We start from the raw sequence: 20,362 nt of genomic DNA, 5'->3' as shown, positions 1-20,362 counted from the left end.
TTTAAAGATTTTCCGTATATCTTAGATAATTCAGTATTACATATATACATTTTGGTATTATTTTTTTCGATAATTATATATGGAAGTCATCTTCAATACCTGCGTTTTTATTTTTTAATCAAATTAAATACCCCCATATCACTCACCAAGTCGAATATATATTCGCAGAAGAAAAGTTGGTGTTAATTTTACATAGCCCCCATTTTCAACATATTTTGATTCTTGCAGGATAGCTTTTTTAAGGTATTAAGTAATATATACTCATCAGATTTAAATCTTTAGTAATAATTGTTGTGAAAAAAAAGTACATTAGTATATTGCCAGATTTGTATTATATGGAGGAGTATTTATAGACTGCAAGAAAGTTATTGCCAATTACTGGAATTTCAGGTCTTCCACTTACAAAAATGGGGTAAATGGCTTTGATGAAGAAGAACGCACTGTCTGGAAACAAATATTTGAAAATTCCCTGGTTTCCGGCAAGCGTTTAAAAGTATTGGATGTGGGGACAGGTACTGGTTTTCTCGCACTCCTTTTTGCCGAGATGGGGCATGAGGTAACAGGCATAGATATTTCCGCAGGCATGTTAGAGAAAGCGAGGAGTAATTCAGATAACATGGGTCTTGAAATTGATTTATTCCATGGAGATGCAGAAAATCTGCCTTTTGAGGACGGTCATTTCGACCTGGTTGTGAGTAAATACCTGCTCTGGACCCTCCCGGAACCTTCCTGTGCGATTCGCGAATGGAAAAGAGTCCTTAAACCGGAAGGCATGATTTTTGCCATCGATGGCAACTGGTTTGATCCCCGACCAGACAAATGTATCAAAAGAATGCTTTCCGAGTTTGCTGCAAGGTTTGCAAAAAAGAACCAGTACAATCTTATTTTCAAGGACTGTTACGGTCCAATAAGGAATTCCCTTCCCCTCTATGAGAAAATGAGTCCGGAAAATGCTTCCCTTCTCTTTTCAGAAACCGGATTTGTGAACACTACAATCAATCCTCTCCGGGAGGTTCAGGAGTTTCAAAAAAATAGGTACTCATTCTCGCAGAGGCTTCTGGGGGATAACTCCATTTTTTTGATATCAGGGCAGAAAACGTGAGGTTAAGCCTCTCTGGCCCCGGCATTTTTTAGTCAAAAATTTCCCTAAAATGCCCCAACATTTTTATTGTCACCCCATTAACAATCTCTTTTTTTTTATTTTCATATTATATTAATAGATTTTATTAAGATTTCTTACAGTTTTCCTCATATTTTATACATAATACAATAAAACTATTTATCATACTTACTTGTCGAAAATTATAGAAAACTTTATATGTGAATCTCAAAAACTGCCTATAAAACAGATACATATAATATTTTTTGTAATTCATTGAAGAGAAATAACGAGGGATCTAATCTCATGAACAGCTTACTGAGTGCTGAAGACAGGAATTTTCCATTCCAATTTCAGGAATATGAGCCTCAATTATACGACATAAGGTCTCACATATTGCATTTTTACAGCAATATTAAAGATCTGGATTTAAGTACAAAGGCAGAGGCGAATCTTCCCGACCTTTATGAAATCTTCTCCGAACTGGATGAACTTGGGCATCGGGATGTTGCTGAAGATCTCTGTCAGGCCTTACTCAGGGACCCGTTGATCAGATCCTTACTTCCTGCTGTCTACACCAGTTACACCCATTTTTTCAGCCTGCACGAGACCCATCTTGCACGAAAAATTCTGGACTGCAAAGAACCCTGGGAAATGCTGAAGTCTTTTCCCCTGTATTCCAGATACGAAGATATGATTAAAACCCATGTCCAGAATTCCCCCAAAATTGAAGTGCTAGCTTTTATAGGCTGCGGCCCCCTTCCTGTTACCCTGCTAATTTTGAGTAAACTATACGGCATCCGCTGCATCGGCGTAGATAAGGATCCCAACGCAGTGGTACTGGCAAAAAGTTGTGTAAAGCACTTTGGCCTCGAAAAAGAAATCAGTATTGTCGAGGGAGATGAAAATACACTTGCAGAACTCGACTGGGACTCTGTGCTTGTAGCAGGGCTCGCTGAACCCAAACAGCGTATCTTTAGGAACCTCCACTCGATTATAAAAAATCGAAAGTCAGAACCTGAAAATCCAACCTCGGTGTGCTACCGTAACTATAGCGGAATGAGGCAGTTGCTCTACTGGCCAGTCCAACCGGACCAGACCACTGGTTTTCGAAAAATAACTGAAATCTACCCTTCTGGCAAGGTAAACAACACCCTGGTCTTCATGGAGTGTGAATAACATCCCGAAAATCGATGCCGCACCCTTAATTGCCGAACTTTGGCAGATTTCGGTTATGGTAAATGATCTTGGAGAGAAAGAGATTCTGGAAAGCTCCTCTGAAGAACTGCATTCCATATTTATAAGGCTGGATGAACTTGCAGCCCTAAATGTAAATGAAAAGTCTACTGATGCAATCCTTAAAAGCCCGGATTTTGATGATCTGATGGATGCGATATCTCGATTTCGGTTTTTATATAACCTGAAACTTGAGATTGAAAAAGCAAAAAGCCTTCTTGAGAGCCCTAATCCGTGGAAAACTCTCCGGAATTTTACATTTTACCCGAACTACCTGCAACTTGCCAGGACCGAATATACAGGTTCCTGCCTGGAACCCAAAGACTGTGTTCTTTTTCTTGGCAGCGGCCCTCTCCCCCTGAGTCTAATAGTGCTCTGCAGCGAATACGGCCTTTCCGGAATAGGAATTGAGCAGGATGGAAAAAGGGCAAACCTCTCCCGAGAGGTAATTGCCCGCCTCGGTCTTTCCGAACGCATCAAGATAATAGAAGGAAACCACTTCATCCTGCCCCTTAAAATCAGCTGCAACCTTTACATGATCGCTGCCCAGGCTGAACCCAAAAATGAGGTATTCGAACACCTTGCAAAAGTCATTCCAGAGGGGAGCAAAGTCTCCTACCGCCTCTACGAAAAGGGTCTTCGGAGAGTTCTGGACGATAGTTCCCTCTTCGAGCTGCCTTCAGGATTTGAAGAATATCTCAGGGTTCAGCCGGAACCTCCAGTTAATAATACGGTTGTATTTCTGAAAAAAAGATGAAAACCTCTGGAGATCTGCAGAAAAAGAGTTTCAAAAACGATACAACTCTAGCCTCTTTTCAGGCAGCAGATCTTTCAGATATAAAGATGGATATATAATATGCAACATGCGCTCAGGAGCAAAAAAAAGATATCCGGAATCCTTATTTTTGTCCGATAATATGCTTTTTCATACCCTCTTCCATAGCCTCTGCAAAGCATACTGATATAGGTCCTTTCTCCCTGCTCGTAGGAGCGTATGAAAATTGCGCTCATACTGTTACCTACCTGCTCGATGGCCCATCTCCTCGGTACATCTTTGTTCCAGATATCAAAGAGCCTAGTCTGCTGTGCGATTCTTATCCTTTTGAGGACGGCCCAGAACAGAAAGAGATAACGCACCATCATGCTCAGGAGCAAAGTAAATTCCCTTGGAATGCCCATCCGATCTGCTGCTGAAACCATGTCTCTCAGCCGTGTAGTGGAAGATAGCAGGACGATGGCTGTTATACAGACCAGAAATTTCGCAAGCAATGTACTCCCAAAAGCAAGTCCCTCGTATGTTATACTTAGCCCTAAAGGCAGGTCAAATGGGTAAAGAGTATAATTTTCAATGAAGGAAGGTCTCAGGAAAGGCTGGATAAGGGCAATTCCGAGTCCGAAAGGTAAAATCGCAACAATGCGAAGGAAAAAATATCTTAAATCCAGCCCGGAAACAAGCACAAGAAGCAGCAAATAAACTTCTATGGCAAAAAGGTGAATCATGTTTTTTTCGTGAATCCGGGGCAGGCTAACTACATAAATGATTATCGCGAGCGCAAAGAGTAATTTGACCCGGGGGTCAAGCCTGTGTATGGGACTGTTTTTATAGGATTCGCGTTCGATATCCGTGAGAGTTACCATAATATAATCTCCTGTAAGGAGCCTTCTTTCCGGCTTTCACTCATTCCCCGAGTTTTGCTGTCCAGAGTTTATGAGCCGCAGTATTTCATCTCTGGCCGCTTCGGCTGTAATCTGTATGTTTACATCGAGTCCTTCTTGCCGGAGCATTTCGAATACTTCAGCTACTCTCGGAAGTCTAAGGTGAGCTTTCTTCAGGAGTTCGGGGTCATTGAATATCCCCTCCGGACTTCCGTCAGCCTCAAGTCTCCCGTGATGGAGGACAAAAACCCTTTCAGCAAAATAAGGGACAACATCCACATCATGGGTTGAAAGAAGCAGGGTAATTCCAAGCTCCCGGTTCATTTTCATGATGAGTTCCAGGATGCGAGCTGAACTCAAAGGGTCAAGCCCTGCTGTGGGTTCGTCAAGCACAATAACTTCCGGACGCATGGCAAGGATGCCTGCAATTGCCACAAGTTTCTTCTGCCCTCCGCTCAGATGGTGCGGCGCTCTATCTTCAAAACCTGTAAGGCCCACCATTTCAAGGGCTTCTTTAACTCTGGTTTCGACCTCTTCTCTGGACAGGCCCATATTGATCGGCCCAAAAGCTATATCTTCTTCAACACTTGGAGCAAGCACCTGGTCATCAGGGTCCTGAAAAACTATCCCCACTGCCTCCCTGCACATACGGACATTTTTTTTAGTAACAGTTTCTCCTTTTACCAGAACTTCTCCGGAAAGAGGACGAAGGATCCCATTGAGGTGCTTAAAAAGAGTTGATTTTCCTGCCCCATTAGCCCCAAGCACTGCAACCCTTTCCCCTTTGAATACTTTCAGGTTGATATTATCCAGGGCGTTTGAATCAAGGTGAGGGTATCTATGGCAGAGGTCTTTGACTTCAAGGATAGGAATACCGCTTCTTTCAGAGGCCCGGTCTGCTTTTTCAAAGCTGACCCCTGTATTAAGATTCCTCCTGCCTGCGATTTCTTTCGGAATAGATGTTGATTCTTCTGAGATGTGTGGGAGATTCGATATACTCATACTTGAAAACGTCCTGTATGAAGATCGTGTTTAACTGCTGAAAAATAATTTTTTCAAAAATCGTGTTACATCAAATGAAGTTATCTATTTTATGTGTTATGGTTTTTATTTTATATTTTTTCGATTTTATGTAAATTAGTCCTGATTTCATTTTGTTGCTTGTGCTTTATTTTTGTGATTTTTTCTAAGTTTGTGCTCCATTGTCATATTTCCGGTCCCAAAGATTGAGAGATAATTATACAAATCTTCCCCGCATCTTTTATTGTAATGCAGCGGGTCATTCTTCACATAGACATGGACTATTTTTATGCAGCCATTGAGGAGCGGGAAAAGCCGGAACTCCGCGTAAAAGCAGTTGTAGTCTGCATGCTCTCCGGGCGAAGCGAACTCAGCGGATCTGTAAGCACATGTAATTACATTGCACGAGAGTTTGGAGTCCGATCAGGGATGCCCTGTTCAAGGGCTAAGAAACTCAATCCTGAAGCCGTTTTCCTGCCTGTCAGGAAGGAGTTTTACACTTCAGTTTCAGACAGGATCATGGAAATTCTCCGCAACTATGCAGACCCCGGAGAAAACGGGGATTCCTTTGAACAGATAAGTATTGATGAGGCTTTCCTTGATATTACCGACAGGACGGGGGGAGACTTTAACCTTGCTTTTGAGATCGGGATGCAGATTAAAAAGGAAATCAAAGAAAAGGAGAACCTGACCTGCTCTATAGGAATCGGACCAAATAAGCTTATTGCCAAGATGGCTTCCTCCGCAAAAAAACCTGATGGAATTACGGTCGCGAGTCCGCAAGATCTGGAAGCTTTTCTCTGGCCACTGAAGGTGTCCAAACTCTGGGGAATCGGAGATATAACTGCAAGAAAATTGCAGGAAATGGGCATAGTTACAGTAAAGGACCTTGCAGAGTATGATGTTATCAAACTTATTTCCACCTTTGGAAAATCCCGGGGTACGTGGCTTAAACAAGCTGCTGCAGGAATTGATGATTCCCCCCTTAAGGAAAGGGACGGCTCAGAGCAGATCGGGAGGATTGCAACCCTGCCAGAGGATACTCTGGACCCGGAACTGATATTTCCGCTGCTGGATAGGCTAGCAGGAGACGTTATTGAAAAACTGGACTCAAGGGAACTCTCCTTCAGGGTTGTAACCGTCACGGTCATAAACTCAAATTTCAGGATGTACACCCGGAGCCACACACTCAACCATGCGGTCTCTTCAAAGGAAATACTTCTTGAAGTATCCCGGGAAATCCTGGGCGGGTTCCTTTCGGAAAACAGGACTGAACTCCGGCGCGTGGGGATAAAAGTAGAAGGGCTCCAGAAAAGAAAGGGTCAGAAAAGCCTTTTTGATTATTGACTCCTGTGTTGTGCAGGTGTTTGGGAGTATGTCTACCTTACTGTTTGTGTATGTTTAGATTTTATGTTTGCCTGGTCGTTTATACAGGTTAGGAGATTTATGTTTACTCTACGAGAGTTATGTTTACTCTATGAAAGTTATGTTTACTCTATTATAGATGTACAGGATTCTAGCTACCTACATAATTTATATACATCACCAGTATATAAATGACCATTGCCTTAGTTGGAATTATTTTATTGTGATTACCACTTTATTGTTAACCCGGGAGAGAATTTTTTCATAAAATTTATCAAACAAGAAATGCAATAATAATAAGGATAACATTTTGAAATTGCTTCCATAACCTGAATTCCTACCCCATTTTTTGAAAGAGGCTATTTTTTATGAAGATCACCTCTGCATGTAGGTTTCTTCAAAACGGCACTTTATCTGAAATTCACAAAAAATGGCGAAAAATATTAAAAGTGGGAAAGGAAGGACGGCTGCATAAGGACGGTTAGGAGAGGGACAATATGATTAAAAAACCGTTTACAATCCAGTTTCCGGAAAATCCAGTCAGCGGCTTCAGCTGGGATATCGCAACCAGTAACGGCCTACAGATAATGAGGGACAGGTTTGTCCCTGAAGATGAAGAAGAGACTGGCAGCGGGGGATACCGTGTATGGGACATTCAGGTAACTTGCCAGGGAAGTCAAAAGATAACAGGCACATACCGGAGGGGTAACCAGATAGCAAGTTGCTTTGAGATCAATATTGATGCCGAATAATACTTCTTACAGGTCACGGGACCTGGAGCCCTGGCAAGGTCACCTTCTCTGGTTTAAGTCCATCCGCCCTGCCTTGCCGTGGGCTCACTTTACTTTTTTTCTGCTTTTTCCCCTGGTTGTGCCACCCGAATTGCGAGTCGGGATCACAGGAAATCGGAGATTTCCAGGGAGTTGCGATGTAATCGCAACAGCCCGCAGTCCTTTTCGCTTCTCTCAAGAGGACCAACATGTCTAATTTATGGGTTTTAGCAGTTAGTTTTGCTCAGGAGGACTAATTAAAAAAAATACTGATAGATTTTCCTTGTCCTTCAGTCGTGTTTTCCATGGTTCATCTCTTAGTTGAGGTTAGCGAAGGAATTTTGAGATCAGGCCTCTTTTAACAACAGTGCAGGCCCTCTCATGATCGTTTGTTCTCTGGATGGCGAGCCAGCTACGGCTCTGCACAATGCAGAAGAGAAAAACGAAACCAGCCGCACAGGTACAGGACAGGAAAAAATAGGAGATGTCGGCCAGGCTGCCCGGAATAATGTCAAGAGATTAACTATGGACAACCTGACCATTTAACGCTGGAGAATACTTACATGAATTTCACAAGCGGGCAGACCTCTATACAGGCTCCGCAGTGAGTGCAGCCCTCCTTGATCCAGGCTCTCTTTTCTTTCATTTCAATTGCGCTGTGCTCACAGTGTCCTACACAGACTCCACAGCCCTGGCAGAGAATAGCCCTTCTTACCGAGAACTCGACCATTCGCATGAGCTTTTTCAGTGTTTTTTCGGTTTCACTTCTTCCGTTTACATTTCCAGAAGCAAAGACCTGAGCTCTGGATTCCCCCAGAACAACAGAGGCAGCCCCTTCTATGAAGGAAACTTTCCCTACAGGGTTAAGCATTCCGCTTTCTTTAAGAGTTTCGATGTCTATCGCCTGTCCGAAACTTCCATCCGCAGAAATCCCTCCTGCTTTGCAGGGCCTGTATCCTGTGGCAACTTCAAAATGGAGCTCTCCGGGAGCTTCCTGAGTAGGGAGCAGGGAAATTCCCTTTTTATCCGCAAGTGTCTGCAGGACTTTTGGGTAGCGTTTGTAGCGCCATAAGCCGTATTTTACCCATTCGGAGGAAAGCCCCATCCGTTCAGCGTAGGCCAGGAGGTGGGAGTTGAGTTTTTGTGCAAGTTCGGGATGGCTTTCCTTAAGCTGGAAAAAGTCGGATAGTGAGGAGGAAGGGCAGAGCCAGCATCCCATTCGGTCATACCCTTTCTCATAAGCCGGATTATAGGGAGCTTTTGTCCTGAAGAGATAAAGCCAGACATGCAGAGCTGTCCATTCCTGTATGGGAGACGCTCCGACCTGATTTCCAACCCAGGGATTTTTCCAGACCTTATTACTGATGGAGCGAGCATGGGATTCGTACTGGCGCTGGCCTATGAAACTCAAGCAGCCCCCCTCATAGTTTTCGTCAATAACCCTGGTAATGGGCCCCAGTTTGCAGATCTTGCAGCACCAGCGCGTATCCATTGTAGGAGGCCCGAAAACTCCGATAGACTCCCAGAAAGAATCTCCTGAATTCGCTGTCCGGAGGGTTTTTCCATAATATTCTGAAACCTTTCGGACGTTTTCAAGGGTTTCCGGAAACTCAATCCCTGTATCTGCAAACATCAATTCATAATCTTCCAGAGTTTCATCCACAAGCTGCAGCACTGCAAGGCTGTCCTTGCCCCCGGAATAGGATACGCTGACTTTCAGGTCCATACTTCCGGAAACGTTTCTTATGAAAGAATGAGCAGTCTCTATCATTGAGTCAAGAATTTTCTCATTAGCTTTTACGGCATCATCCCAGCTCTTTTCCGGGGGGAGGATTTTTGCAGCCACGGGTTCTGCACTCCAGCGCGGCTTTACCGCATTCCCGCGCTTCTCTTCAATCATTTCCCTGCCTGTCAGCCGGGCTCTCCCGCAGCAAACTACCTCTCCTGAAGGAAGGAGAACAACAACCTCGTCCTCTTTTTCGATTTCCGGGTCTGCATCAAGGACTCCGGGAGCAAGAATACTTGCCCCTTTTTTCAGGATAAAGGGCATAATTTCCGGCTCGATAACAACCCATTTTTTAAGCTCTTTCCTATCCCTGCCCTGAAAAAGCCGCCGTGCTCCCTCAAGCCTGGGGAGCAGGACCCATGTGCAGTTTTCGATTTCAAACCTGATAGATGCAAGGACTTCCCCGTCCACTATAATTTCATCCATCCGGTCTTCATAAGGGGCTTTGTTAAGCACCACAAGGTGACCTTCGGGGATAAGGGAGGTATTGAACTGTTTTTCAGAAACGGAATTTATGCGTTTTATATCATAATCAAAAGCCGGACGAATATCGCCGGGAGGAGTGACCTCAACTTTTTTTGCTCTATTGCCGCAACCACACTGTTTTCCGAGCACAGGCACATTGCAGGCATCGCACCAGTGCAGGAGCATTTTGCCAAGGTATACTGGTTTGGACATGTCATGCAGATTGAGCGAGGTTCACCTTTAAAAGGCTTTGGCTTTTCTTGATTCATGTATCATAATTTATGCAGTGATAGTTCAGTGCAGTGTTTTTACCCTTCAATATCATCCAGGCCTACAATCAAAACTTTCTCATTTGTTTCAAGCTCATTTTTTATCCTGATTGCATCCTTTTCCAGAACACAATTCTTCCCCACGACCCAATTATGTGGTCCATCTCCAAAATGGATATAACACACGACGGCCTTTTTCAGCTGAAGATTATTTTTTTCCAGCATTGTAAGAAAATTCTCATTTGGAACAAATTCTTCAGATAACATAATTATGTTATAACTTCCTTTTTTGATTTCAATTAAAGAAGTCCAATTTTCATATTTCCTCAATTCATTTATTTTATCTTCATCTACTTTTATGTAATACATTCCTCGCCCAATATTAGAATTGTAGTCTATGGTATAATTCACAGGTATGTTGTAATTTTCAAGAATGGCTTTAACTTCCGGCTCAGTAGTTTCATTTTCAAATTGAATAAGTAAACCAGCTACTTTAACTTCTTGAGATTGCATCATCAGTACTAAGAAAATCAGAAAAACAATAAAAACAACTACTGCTTTGCTAATTTTACTCATATAAATCACCGAAAAAAAGGAGGAGTTTTAACTCCTCATTATATGCATTTAATTTAAGAACCAGAGGCTTCAACCGTTTGTATATCAGATCCAACAGGCTACAGATTACCAATTGCCAGCGATCCGGTTATCCAGATCCATCATTACTTTTTCCTGAGTTTCCACCCTCCATATAGGCAAGCTAGGCTTCCCAATAATCCGAAGCCCGGAGTAGCGTTATTTTTGCTCGATTCATTTTCACCTGAGCTACTACCATTATCAGATTCAGAATTATTAGTATCAGTATTATTGTTTGAATTATTGAGTTCAACAGCACTTTTGTCTTCAGACGATGATAAGTTAGTTTCTTCAATTGGTCTTAAATCATCAGTTTCGGTTGCATTATAAAGGTTCCCCACACTTTTAAAAGCAACAGGAACATCAGTTACATTTTCTTTTCTTGCTTCTCCATCAATTACTTGATAACTTTCTTTAGCAATAGCTGTCTTTTCTTCATAGGACAAATTTTGGGGAATCCCGACTTCCAATCTAGTGGATCCGTATGCATATGAGCTAATTTGACCTTTATCCATATACGAATCTAATTTTCCTCTAATGTGGTGAAAAATCAACATCATTTTATGTACCCATGCGTCATGCTCGTTCTTATCTTTCAGTAAGGGAATAGTTCCATAATTTGCAATATCTCCACCTTTGTAAACTGATTCATGTTTTTGCATCATATACTCTTCGATAATCTGTATATCAGATTCAGAAAGGTTTTCTATGCTTCTTCCAAATTCATATTCTCTGAGTCCATCACTCAGTGGAATTTTCTGCCGATAATATGTACCATATCCGAATTCTACTGGAATGTCGTATATGCTCATTTCTCTTGCAGAGTTGTCTATTTGAGCATATATTTCATTCATCAACGATTCATCAACATTGCCATACTTAAATAAAATCACAAAGTACCCCTTGGTATTAGCCCCACATGTTACTACTTCTCCATGAGGATACATATATTTGGAAGCAAGAGTAGCTTTTGTTTTACTACTGAGCTCTTCAAGAGTAGAATTCCATCGGTCTTTTTGTTCTTCAGTATCCCGTGCAGGGGGTTTGCCGTATATAGTAATTACAGTATTCCCGTATGAGTTAAGACCAAAAAAGTAGTTGTAGTTGTCGAAATTTACGTTGCTGACTTCATAGCTCAAGTAATCACCTGATTGAGCTGATTTATTACCGTTTGAACTTATTCCGAAAACCGCACATGTAGTGAAACCAAATATCAAAAGAATATCTATTGAAAATATGAAGAGAAGTTTTCGTATTTCCATGCAAGTTCCTCAAAGCATTTATAAAAGAGCCAATCCCAAAACCACCTTTCCTTTGTCTTGAGTTTAGAATAATCAATCAAACCTATGAGCATGAAAACATTTGTAACCTTAATTTGACAGAAGCATACCTTTTCTAATAAACAAATTAGCTTTCTGCATCTGTTTTATTCATACTATTCAAAGTTTATCGTGTTTTTATTGATTTTTGCCATAATTCAGATATTATAAACTCGTTGTGCCGAAGCAATGCGTTTTTTGTAAGTACATACTACACAAACTAAATGAATCTGTCGAATTCAGGCTATAAAACAAAACTCTCATAAGATGTGAAAATAAAATTGGTAATGGGATGAGCTTAAGTATAAAGGTTATTTTATATATACTATTTAAGTTGTGATTGGTACAACAACACCCGCTAAATCGTACTTAATTCCATAAACTGACGAGAAGAGAGAGTTACCAGCCATAACACCCTTTGCAATTCCTATAATATTACACTTATTGGCACTTGTTGGCATGGTATACAATGGACCTCCACTATCTCCACTCTCAATATGAACATCTGTTTCAATTAAATCATAATACTTTCCCAGACTTATACACTGTCAGGCCAGACCATTCATCGCTTGGTTGTGCCGACATATAAGTAACTACTGGTAAAGTGTTTCCGTTACCGATATGAATTTTTGCAGACACATCACCATATGGAACGAAACATGCATCTGCATGATGACCGCTAATCATTGAAACAGTACCTAACGAATTTTGTGATGTTTTCGTTGGCTGATACATCTGATAACCTACATGAGTTCCAAGATGTTGTGCAGTAACATATCCAGTTCCACTACCCGTTTTAGCACAAAAACCCAGTGTTCCCCTAGCGCCGGTTTGACCAGTGAGCTGTATTGCACCAATTAATGGATTACGATACTTAGTATCATAACCACTCGCAACAGCATCTTTGACGAAATCGCTTTTTTTGAATATAACAGGAATGTCCTGTATATTCTTTTTATTTCCTATTGCATTTATTACATTGTATATTTCATTGATTTGAGTGTCCGTAACATTCATACCCTCATAAAGAAAAACTTTCATTGTGCCATTTATGTCAAAACCATGTGCTAAAACTGGCCCTTTTGGATACGCATAAGGACTTAATTCATTTCGTGCGATAACTCTAATATCATTAAGCTTAGCAAGCCAGTTTTGCCTTTCTACTTGAGTATCATACTGTGGGATTTTACCTTTTGTTGCTAAAACATTGAGGTCTTTTCTCAGATAATCATAATATGAGGGCCGAAATCCGGTAGTTCTACACGTTGTGAATTTGACTCGTTAAATTCAAATATCTCGCCTTTTGGTAGTGTATTTTGACTATTGTCGTCAGACGCGGAAGCTACGAATACTACTCCAGTAAGTAGTACTGCCAAAAGAAGTATACCTGCTCCAATTTTATTACGGTTCATTATTTTATCTCCTGTGTATCTTATACCCAGGAGGCAAAATCAGGCAAGCTTAAATATACGCAAAGCTAACCTAATTATTGCCTCTTAGGGCGTATGTTATGGAGTTCGTCTGAATCTGGAAAGTTTATTTGAACTCCATAAACTCCTTTTAATTATCTCTATATAAGTTTTCTGTCCACAGTATCAAACAATCTGTTTTTCGTGCTCGTTTTGAATCTGAATTCTTTCCTTAACCTTTGAGTGTTTGATGGTATGGAGAGAAGATACATATATGAGGACATTGTCATAACTCATATTCAGGCATTCATTTCAAAGAAAAAGTATCACAACGTGGAGCAATCTAATTCTATGTGCTGTCATGCATAATTAATTGTAGACTTGTGTGCTATTATAAGCTTTTCTAGCTACGTGCAGCCTCATTGCAAAGAGATCTTGTCTGCCCCGTGATTCTATCCCCTCATCCAGCCAAGAGCCTCTGAATCACTCCACAGAAAATGAATGAGAAATTATCTTTTCAGAATCCCCATTTAGTAAGCTTCTTTTCCATGTACCTCATTTCGTAATCATTAAACGATAGGCTCTAGCAATGCCTGCACAAATTTGTCATACTCCCGACAGTAAGAACCTTAGTTCCATACAAAGAGCCTGCAAGAAATTATACTAAAAAGACTGATAAGAAGGAAAATAGCATACCATAGACGTTGCTATAATAGAAACATTAAAAGCACCTGCAATGAATAACTCTGTATAGATTTTGATAACATAATCCCTAGCGGTTTTGTTTTTTTGAATATTCTGCGGTAAGTAATGACAATAAAACAAATATCAATATAAGAATTGATAAGTAAGAGTCTTTTGATTTGTCTAACCATCCAAGATATGCATTATATAGTGCTATAATAAGAGCTATCAGTGCTAATATACGTGATATTATGTTAGCTGATTTTGCATTCATGTTAATTCCAAAAACGCTGGTTTATTCCATAATGCACCAAACAAACGCACCTTACTTAATTAGCCGAGAGAAAAACAATCCCAGCATACTAATAAGTAAAATTTCTGCCCTTTCAGACTCCTGGAGTCAAATGACAAATTAACGTTATTTTAAGACGGTCTGCTGTCACGATTTATTAATATTAGAATCAGGATTGTGATAAAATTATTCTATAAAGTCAATCCATAGTTATCTGTATGTTTGTGTATACATAACAATCTTCGAACATCTTCTCAAAAACGTGAATAAATTATTGATCATAAATGTAGTCAATATGTACAGAAAAAATACTTTCATTACTTTCAAGTTCATTTTTTATTCTGATTGCATTTTCCTCTGGAATCCAATACCTGGATCCATCCGGCTTTTCAAAGCGAATATAGCACCAAACAGATTTTTTCATCTGAATATCATATTTATCCAGTATCGCAAGAAAAGTTTCATCATTGGTAGCTTGTTCAGATACCATAATTACGTAATAATCTTCTCTCCTGATAACATGTGACGGAGAAGACACCGTCCAATCTTTATTATCTTCCTTCATCCCTTCGCTCAGTTCGCGTCTCACATCCCTTTCATCTTTGTCTAACATAATGTAGTACTCATTCGCCATAGAATCAATATTGTACTTTATGCTGTAGTCCATAGTCATGTTGCAGTTTTTAAGAATAGTTGCAACTTCATGATCGGAAGTTCCGTTTTCAAACTGGACATACATACCACTTACCTTCAGCTCATCAGCTGTCGTTTGCGTGTCCTCAACTGGAACTCTAATAAATAGCCCCCAAAAAGCTAAGAGAATAAGAAATACAATAAAAATAGCGATCTCCGTATTGATTTTACCCATACCAACACCGCAAAAAGATTAAAGGTTTTAATCCCTCACAGTATGCGTGAAGCTTCGATCATCACATTTCTATGCTTTCTATTACCAGATCCAACAGGAACGAATCATCAGTCGTCAGCAATACATGTTCAATCCAAACCTTGTATTACTTTTTCCGAAGTATCCATCCTCCATAAATACAGGTCAAGCTCCCCAATAATTCGAAACCCGGAGTAGAATTATTTTTGCTCGGTTCATTTCCACCTGAGACACTACCGTTATCAGATTCAGAATTATTTGTATCATTACTATTGTTTGAATTATTGAGTTCAACAGCACTTTTGTCTTCAGACGATGATAAGTTAGTTTCTTCAACTCCTATATCTTCAGTTGCGTTTAAATTCGCCATTGTACTCTGGCCAGTTTCATTGTAGGTTGCCTTTATGCTTTGATCAGTCATATCAGAACTTCTAAAAGGTCCAATGACAACTCCAGCAGGACCGTTCATAGTATATTTTCCTGTATTCACAGTCGCTGTAACAGTGTTTGTGGTTGTGTCAATTACAGAGACATTATTATTGTAGTCGCTGGAGTAGCTATCAGAGATCACTACATATGCCTTTTTTCCATCTGGAGTGACTGCAATCCCCCTCGGAGCAGTTCCTACATACACTGTAGCTGTAACGGTGTTTGTTGATGTATCAATTACAGAAACAGTGTTGCCGGGATCTTTGTAGGAACCGGAGTTTGTCACATATGCCTTTTTACCATCAGGAGTGACTGCGATATCACCGGGGCTGTCTCCTACAGATACAGTTCCTGTAACATTGTTTGTAACCGTGTCAATTACAGAAACATTGTTGCTCCCTGAATTAATCACATACACTTCATTTCCATCAGGACTGACCGCAATATCAGTAGGATAATCTCCTACAGGAACAATAGCTGTAACTTTGTTTGTAGCCGCATCAATTACAGAGGTAGTGTTGTTGCGACTGTTGGTAGCATAGATTTTTTTCCCATCCAGGGAGAATGCAACGTCAGAAGTACTTAGCCCCATATTAACCGGGTCCATTACAGTGTTTGTGGATGTGCCAATTACTGTGTTAATTACAGAGACATTGTTGCTGTTATCGTCCACTCTACTGTAACGATTCGTCACATAAACCCTGGACCCTTTGGGATTAACTGCAACTTTCCGGGGATAAATTCCCACATCCACTACTGCATCAACAGTGTTTGTCGCGGTGTCAATTACAAAAACATTGGTGCTGAATCCTGATGAGTCTGTCACATATACCTTTGTTCCTGCAGGGTTGATTGCGGCTTCTCCAGCCCAGCCTTCTATAGGCACCACGGCTGTAAGATTGTTAGTTGCTGTGTCAATTACAAAAACAGTGCCGGTGTCGATACCTATACTCGTCACATATGCAAAAGGAGCGGCACCTGCTAAACTCACCAATATTAAAATCGCAAGTGCTGTTATCCCCAAAGCTCTTGTGAGGGCGTATCCTATGTGTGCTTCATTAGACATTGCCACAGATGGAAGTGAAATCGAAAAAGTGACAGTTGGCGTTGTTGATATAGTGTTACTTTTCATCTTTTATCCCTCAACTGGCATTTTTCTTTCATGCTAGTACCATCATCGAGAAATTTGGACTTACTACATAATCGAATAAGATTTTTGGATTATGAATGTATGAAAAAATTGAAACGAATCCCGAGACTAAATAATTTCAGGAAAATTTTCTACTTACTTTTTATTAATCTCCTTTATCCAGAATGCAGCTATCAGGCTCATGATTCCGTAAACTATCTCAAATCCAGGAGTTCTTTTGCTTCCTTTTGCAGGAATGCTTGTATCTTTTGTTATGATTACGCCAGCACTATCTTCTCCTTCGCCCCCGATGCTGTTTTTTTCACTGAAACTAGTTGCATCCAGCACAAATATCGTAGCCTCTTTTGAGGCTGTTCTGTTTCCATTTATTACTGTCAGTTCAACATTATAAGTTCCTGCTGAGGAGTAAGTATGGATCGGGTTTTGATTCGTTGAATTTAATCCGTCTCCAAAGTCCCAGTTCCATACGGTTTCATTCTGAGAACTGTCATTAAACTGGATCGAAAGAGGGGCGTAACCGGATGTAGAATTGCTGCTGAAGTCTGCAACAATAAACGCTGATTGTTCTGGGTTTGCTTTCAGAATAACAAGACCATTAACACCATTAATTGCATAGATATAATTCCCGGAAACTTCAACATCACTAGCACAAACATCACAAATCCCTTTTAAAATTAGAGAGGAAGGATTGCCGATATCAACAATCATAAGGCTATCATCAATGTTTTCTTCTAGAACGAAATTTCACACACAAAACTGGTAAGTTAATCATCGAGAATTTATTACTACTATTGGAATATGAAAATCCTATTTTTTTCAAAAATATGGACTTATTACTTGTCATAGATGACAGCTACTCTTATGAATGATAAACCAAGGATGAGAATAGCTATTGAATATATATAGAAAAAAATGGGAACGTCTCCGGGATTTTTCATCGAGTATTCTACAAAAAGTATCATATTAGAAAGTGCTGCGACAAGAGAGAGTCCTAATGGTAACATCATTTTCTTCCGTTTTTCTTCCGGGACAGAAAGACAGAATAGTGCAGAAGCTAGAGAAAAGAAGATAGAAATGGAATTTATGAAAGGGTCAGTCGCTATAGAGCGGCCCTCTAACAGATGCCACTTGTCAAAGGAGGCAATGAATGACTGACCATAAGTGAATTGAAATAGAGCACCTGGCTCCAACGGTCTCATAAATGAAAAGTCCCTGATAAATGTATATAATATAAGTCCGATAAGAAATGGAATTCCCCAATACCATCTGGATGAGGTCTTTTTTGTATTTTTCATAAAAATCAAAAGTCCAACTGCGGGAAGAAGCAGTGAGAAGAGATATAAAGATAGGAGATTAATAAGAGGAGGATTAGGCATATTCCATGTAATAAACATACAAACGAAGGCTTCTATCCACCAAGCAAAAAAAGTGAGTGATATTAGAAATAGTGACAGTTTTGTCTGACTTATTGATATCCGGTTCATTGGTATAGCTCCTTAATGTAAACAGTACTAAATCATTTGTTTCACTCCTAGTTATTTTTCCCTAGGAGGCAAAATCAGGCAAGCTTAAATATACACAAAGCTAACATAATTATTGCCTCTTAGGGCGTATGTTATGGAGTTCGTGTGGTACGGGAAATACTTTTGAACTCCATAAACTCCTCATTGTCAACTCCTTATAAGTTTTCCGGCCAGGTTATCAAATAATCAGAAAGGATGTTGAGTTTAGGATTACGTTTTACAGAAGTATTACTTAATAGGACGAATAGTTTAATGAGTTGGCTAGAAAACTTATATAGCTGCATGTGCTACAAATCGTCTCTTCTAATAAAAATTAAAAGATGATTTTTTGTTAAGGATTTTCATCTTTTTATACCAAAATCAAATAAGATAAAAATAAATCTTAAAAATTTGGGCAAGTTTAATAGTGAATTTAAGAGAACCTAGTTCAGTTTAATACCATCAAATTCATGGAACAGCAATGCTTAGATCCAATGGATCATCGGGATGCGCATCTATATTAATATATAAGATAGCTATATCGCTCAAATTTTGAGAAACAGTTTCGGTCTTTGTAATATTGTTATTTAATGTAACTTCAATGTATGTCCCCGTTACCAATCCAACTGGATATTGACTTCTTATATCTTCCCCAGGAGCTAAAATATATGATTCATTAAATATAGAGTTGTTTTTTGAGTCAAATAATTTCACAGTAACTTCATGACTTGTATTTCCCTGATTATGTATGATTAACAAAGTATTATTTTCTTTTTTGTCAGGGAGAGAGTTATGCCTAATAACATAAGGTAAAACGACAATGCCTACTAACAAAAGGCATATACCTACAAATATGATAAGAAATTTTCTTCTTGGCATTTTAACCCCTTAATTAAAATCAATCCAATATACCCTACATTATCAGTATTTTGTCAAAGATATATCTTTTTCCGGATAGCGTTTTTATAACAAATCAAATTAATTTGGATTTTTAATGGAACTTGGAGAAAATTGAATAATATCGTTTTTTGGTCTCTATGATACGCCATATAGTTACTTTACCTCCTGCATAAAATTCCAATAAATCCACGTTTTATTGAAAATCGATAGCAGAGAAAATTGTGAATATGCGAAAATTTACTGCGGAAAGTGAGATAACTCGTGCCTCTTAGGGCATGTTTTATGGAGTTCGAGTGATCTGGAAAGTACGTTTGAACTCCACAAACTCCTTTTAATTATCCCCTTATAACTTTTCTGTCCAGAGTATCAAACAATCAGAAAGAACATTTGATTTATGATTCTGTTTTTCAGAATTATTACTTAATAGACGGATTGTTAGAGACTCTGGATAGAACGCTTATATATTCATACTCAACGCAAGTCCTTTCTTAAACTTAATAAATGAGAGACGTTGTTTTTAAGAAATGTACGAACTTGCTTTTTTCATTGCGCTGTAATCTTTTTCCGTCCATTCCCGATTCAAAAAAACTTTGACATCAGGGACGAATTTGAAACACAGTGCTCTGAAAAAGTGCATTCCGGACAGAACTTTTCTTCCGTTTTCTCGGGCATGAATCCAGCTTTTATTTTCTCCACACGCCTGCAGATTTTTAATACCTCCCTGCGGTCCGAGCTTCGGATAACCACTTTCCGAATCAGGCCAAAACTTACGTATTCAACAAAAGCAAAGGGGATCTCTTTTCCTGATTCGGCTTCAAGGAGAAGGGCAAGTGATGCGGCGTGCATCCGGTCAGATGCCCACACGCCCTGTAGAGGGCAGTTTCCCGGTTTTAGAATAGAGGGGACATTCATGCCCTCGAAACAGACAAGCTTGGACGGAACACCCTTCAGGTTAAGTTTTTCCGATGAAAGAAATGGCTCGGTTTTAACAGGAGTAAGTGCCGCAAGCATAGGGTCTTTTCCGAATTCTTCAAGTCCTTTTAGAAGATTAGCGGCAATTTCCGGAATTTTAGCTCTTGCCCGCGCCTGCCCTTCTTCAAGGACTTCCTTTTCAATGCATGCGAATTCTGTTGGAAACATAAGAGGAAGATCTTCACATGCCTGGAGAAAAGCAGTTTCAAGTTCTTTGCACAAGTTATCGGCGTTTAACGAACATTCCCTCACAATTTCAGGAAAAGTCAGAGAAAACTCTTTCAGGAGCATTCTTTCAAGCCTTGAAGCGTTTATTTCCGGGAACAGTTCAAAACCCCGGCTGACAAAGTATACGCGCCGCGGGCAGTTGATATATAGGAGAAGATCAGAAACGCTTATCTCAGGATTCCGGGAATCTGCAGGCATCACATTACAATTTCTCTTACAATTGATATAAATTTTTTGTATAAGATCTCGCCCTTACACGATAGTTAAGCTTCTGCGACGATTGCCGAACTCG

At 39.9% G+C, this 20,362-nt stretch carries 19 protein-coding genes; 6 read left to right on the top strand and 13 right to left on the bottom strand.

Translation table 11 applies throughout. The annotated features are described in order from the left end of the window. Positions 1-496 precede the first annotated feature (496 nt). From EO98_RS15490 to EO98_RS15480, 3 genes are all read left to right on the top strand, one after another. Entirely contained in the window at positions 497-1,102 is a 606-nt protein-coding gene (locus EO98_RS15490; protein WP_235283774.1) for a class I SAM-dependent methyltransferase, read from the top strand. Between the two features lie 303 nt (positions 1,103-1,405). After that, positions 1,406-2,278 carry a nicotianamine synthase family protein gene (locus tag EO98_RS15485; RefSeq protein WP_048142187.1) on the top strand — a complete coding sequence of 291 codons (873 nt, stop codon included), beginning with the start codon at positions 1,406-1,408 and terminating at the stop codon, positions 2,276-2,278. Further along, positions 2,271-3,092, top strand: a complete 822-nt coding sequence (locus EO98_RS15480; protein WP_048142185.1) for a nicotianamine synthase family protein — start codon at positions 2,271-2,273, stop codon at positions 3,090-3,092. Before EO98_RS15485 ends, EO98_RS15480 begins: the two co-directional genes overlap by 8 nt. A 74-nt stretch (positions 3,093-3,166) precedes the next feature. Here EO98_RS15480 and cbiQ read toward each other — a convergent pair whose 3' ends face one another. Together cbiQ and EO98_RS15470 are read right to left on the bottom strand one after the other, a co-directional pair. Then, positions 3,167-3,973, bottom strand: coding sequence for a cobalt ECF transporter T component CbiQ (cbiQ, locus tag EO98_RS15475; protein WP_048142183.1), 807 nt, complete (start codon positions 3,971-3,973; stop codon positions 3,167-3,169). Between the two features lie 36 nt (positions 3,974-4,009). Then, on the bottom strand, positions 4,010-4,993 hold the full coding sequence (locus tag EO98_RS15470) for an energy-coupling factor ABC transporter ATP-binding protein (RefSeq protein WP_048142180.1): 984 nt from the start codon (positions 4,991-4,993) through the stop codon (positions 4,010-4,012). A 267-nt stretch (positions 4,994-5,260) separates the two neighbouring features. On the opposite strand from EO98_RS15470, the gene dinB reads away from it, so the two are divergent. Both dinB and EO98_RS15460 read left to right on the top strand, forming a co-directional pair. Next, a complete protein-coding gene (gene dinB, locus EO98_RS15465) occupies positions 5,261-6,358 on the top strand; it encodes a DNA polymerase IV (protein WP_048142177.1) in 1,098 nt (365 codons plus the stop codon). A 515-nt stretch (positions 6,359-6,873) separates the two neighbouring features. Further along, positions 6,874-7,128, top strand: coding sequence for a protease inhibitor I42 family protein (locus tag EO98_RS15460; RefSeq protein WP_048134120.1), 255 nt, complete (start codon positions 6,874-6,876; stop codon positions 7,126-7,128). Positions 7,129-7,141: 13 nt separating this feature from the next. On the opposite strand, the gene EO98_RS18590 is transcribed toward EO98_RS15460, so the two are convergent. Continuing rightward, positions 7,142-7,345 carry a hypothetical protein gene (locus tag EO98_RS18590; RefSeq protein ID WP_156161155.1) on the bottom strand — a complete coding sequence of 68 codons (204 nt, stop codon included), beginning with the start codon at positions 7,343-7,345 and terminating at the stop codon, positions 7,142-7,144. A 182-nt stretch (positions 7,346-7,527) separates the two neighbouring features. Here EO98_RS18590 and EO98_RS18585 point away from each other — a divergent pair, with 182 nt between their 5' ends. Then, positions 7,528-7,692 carry a hypothetical protein gene (locus tag EO98_RS18585; protein WP_156161154.1) on the top strand — a complete coding sequence of 55 codons (165 nt, stop codon included), beginning with the start codon at positions 7,528-7,530 and terminating at the stop codon, positions 7,690-7,692. A 13-nt stretch (positions 7,693-7,705) separates the two neighbouring features. Here EO98_RS18585 and EO98_RS15455 read toward each other — a convergent pair whose 3' ends face one another. The 10 genes from EO98_RS15455 to EO98_RS15405 all read right to left on the bottom strand — a co-directional run bounded on the left by EO98_RS15455 (position 7,706) and on the right by EO98_RS15405 (position 20,268). Beyond that, entirely contained in the window at positions 7,706-9,610 is a 1,905-nt protein-coding gene (locus tag EO98_RS15455) for a phosphoadenosine phosphosulfate reductase family protein (RefSeq protein WP_048142175.1), read from the bottom strand. Between the two features lie 95 nt (positions 9,611-9,705). Continuing rightward, positions 9,706-10,242, bottom strand: a complete 537-nt coding sequence (locus EO98_RS15450) for a UPF0228 family protein (protein WP_048142173.1) — start codon at positions 10,240-10,242, stop codon at positions 9,706-9,708. Positions 10,243-10,385: 143 nt separating this feature from the next. After that, complete coding sequence (locus tag EO98_RS15445) at positions 10,386-11,561, bottom strand: hypothetical protein (RefSeq protein ID WP_235283769.1); 1,176 nt, start codon at positions 11,559-11,561, stop codon at positions 10,386-10,388. A 576-nt stretch (positions 11,562-12,137) separates the two neighbouring features. Continuing rightward, positions 12,138-12,635: a hypothetical protein gene (locus EO98_RS15440; protein WP_156161153.1), complete on the bottom strand. Its 498-nt coding sequence runs from the start codon at positions 12,633-12,635 to the stop codon at positions 12,138-12,140. Positions 12,636-14,274: 1,639 nt separating this feature from the next. Then, positions 14,275-14,871, bottom strand: a complete 597-nt coding sequence (locus tag EO98_RS15430) for a UPF0228 family protein (protein ID WP_048142162.1) — start codon at positions 14,869-14,871, stop codon at positions 14,275-14,277. Positions 14,872-15,016: 145 nt separating this feature from the next. Further along, a complete protein-coding gene (locus tag EO98_RS15425; protein WP_082098644.1) occupies positions 15,017-16,450 on the bottom strand; it encodes a YncE family protein in 1,434 nt (477 codons plus the stop codon). Positions 16,451-16,603: 153 nt separating this feature from the next. Then, a complete protein-coding gene (locus EO98_RS15420) occupies positions 16,604-17,191 on the bottom strand; it encodes a PKD domain-containing protein (protein WP_255350197.1) in 588 nt (195 codons plus the stop codon). 110 nt (positions 17,192-17,301) lie between these two features. Further along, a complete protein-coding gene (locus EO98_RS15415; protein WP_156164121.1) occupies positions 17,302-17,844 on the bottom strand; it encodes a hypothetical protein in 543 nt (180 codons plus the stop codon). Positions 17,845-18,438: 594 nt separating this feature from the next. Further along, on the bottom strand, positions 18,439-18,849 hold the full coding sequence (locus EO98_RS15410) for a hypothetical protein (RefSeq protein WP_048142154.1): 411 nt from the start codon (positions 18,847-18,849) through the stop codon (positions 18,439-18,441). Positions 18,850-19,449: 600 nt separating this feature from the next. After that, positions 19,450-20,268 (bottom strand): Dna2/Cas4 domain-containing protein, encoded by an 819-nt coding sequence (locus EO98_RS15405; protein WP_235283766.1) that lies wholly within the window; start codon positions 20,266-20,268, stop codon positions 19,450-19,452. Positions 20,269-20,362: the final 94 nt, after the last annotated feature.

It is taken from the genome of Methanosarcina sp. 2.H.T.1A.6, from assembly GCF_000979455.1.
In the GTDB taxonomy this organism is placed as follows: Archaea; Halobacteriota; Methanosarcinia; order Methanosarcinales; family Methanosarcinaceae; genus Methanosarcina.
Note: the sequence above shows the minus strand (reverse complement) of the source record. Positions and strands in the feature narration are given on the sequence as shown.

Coding starts and splice junctions, on each gene's coding strand:
- EO98_RS15485 (WP_048142187.1), top strand. CDS start 1,406: ATGAACAGCTTACTGAGTGCTGAAGACAGGAATTTTCCATTCCAATTT.
- cbiQ (WP_048142183.1), bottom strand. CDS start 3,973: ATGGTAACTCTCACGGATATCGAACGCGAATCCTATAAAAACAGTCCC.
- EO98_RS15470 (WP_048142180.1), bottom strand. CDS start 4,993: ATGAGTATATCGAATCTCCCACACATCTCAGAAGAATCAACATCTATT.
- dinB (WP_048142177.1), top strand. CDS start 5,261: ATGCAGCGGGTCATTCTTCACATAGACATGGACTATTTTTATGCAGCC.
- EO98_RS15460 (WP_048134120.1), top strand. CDS start 6,874: ATGATTAAAAAACCGTTTACAATCCAGTTTCCGGAAAATCCAGTCAGC.
- EO98_RS18585 (WP_156161154.1), top strand. CDS start 7,528: ATGATCGTTTGTTCTCTGGATGGCGAGCCAGCTACGGCTCTGCACAAT.
- EO98_RS15455 (WP_048142175.1), bottom strand. CDS start 9,610: ATGTCCAAACCAGTATACCTTGGCAAAATGCTCCTGCACTGGTGCGAT.
- EO98_RS15450 (WP_048142173.1), bottom strand. CDS start 10,242: ATGAGTAAAATTAGCAAAGCAGTAGTTGTTTTTATTGTTTTTCTGATT.
- EO98_RS15445 (WP_235283769.1), bottom strand. CDS start 11,561: ATGGAAATACGAAAACTTCTCTTCATATTTTCAATAGATATTCTTTTG.
- EO98_RS15440 (WP_156161153.1), bottom strand. CDS start 12,635: ATGAATGTTACGGACACTCAAATCAATGAAATATACAATGTAATAAAT.
- EO98_RS15430 (WP_048142162.1), bottom strand. CDS start 14,871: ATGGGTAAAATCAATACGGAGATCGCTATTTTTATTGTATTTCTTATT.
- EO98_RS15425 (WP_082098644.1), bottom strand. CDS start 16,450: ATGAAAAGTAACACTATATCAACAACGCCAACTGTCACTTTTTCGATT.
- EO98_RS15415 (WP_156164121.1), bottom strand. CDS start 17,844: ATGCCTAATCCTCCTCTTATTAATCTCCTATCTTTATATCTCTTCTCA.
- EO98_RS15410 (WP_048142154.1), bottom strand. CDS start 18,849: ATGCCAAGAAGAAAATTTCTTATCATATTTGTAGGTATATGCCTTTTG.
- EO98_RS15405 (WP_235283766.1), bottom strand. CDS start 20,268: ATGCCTGCAGATTCCCGGAATCCTGAGATAAGCGTTTCTGATCTTCTC.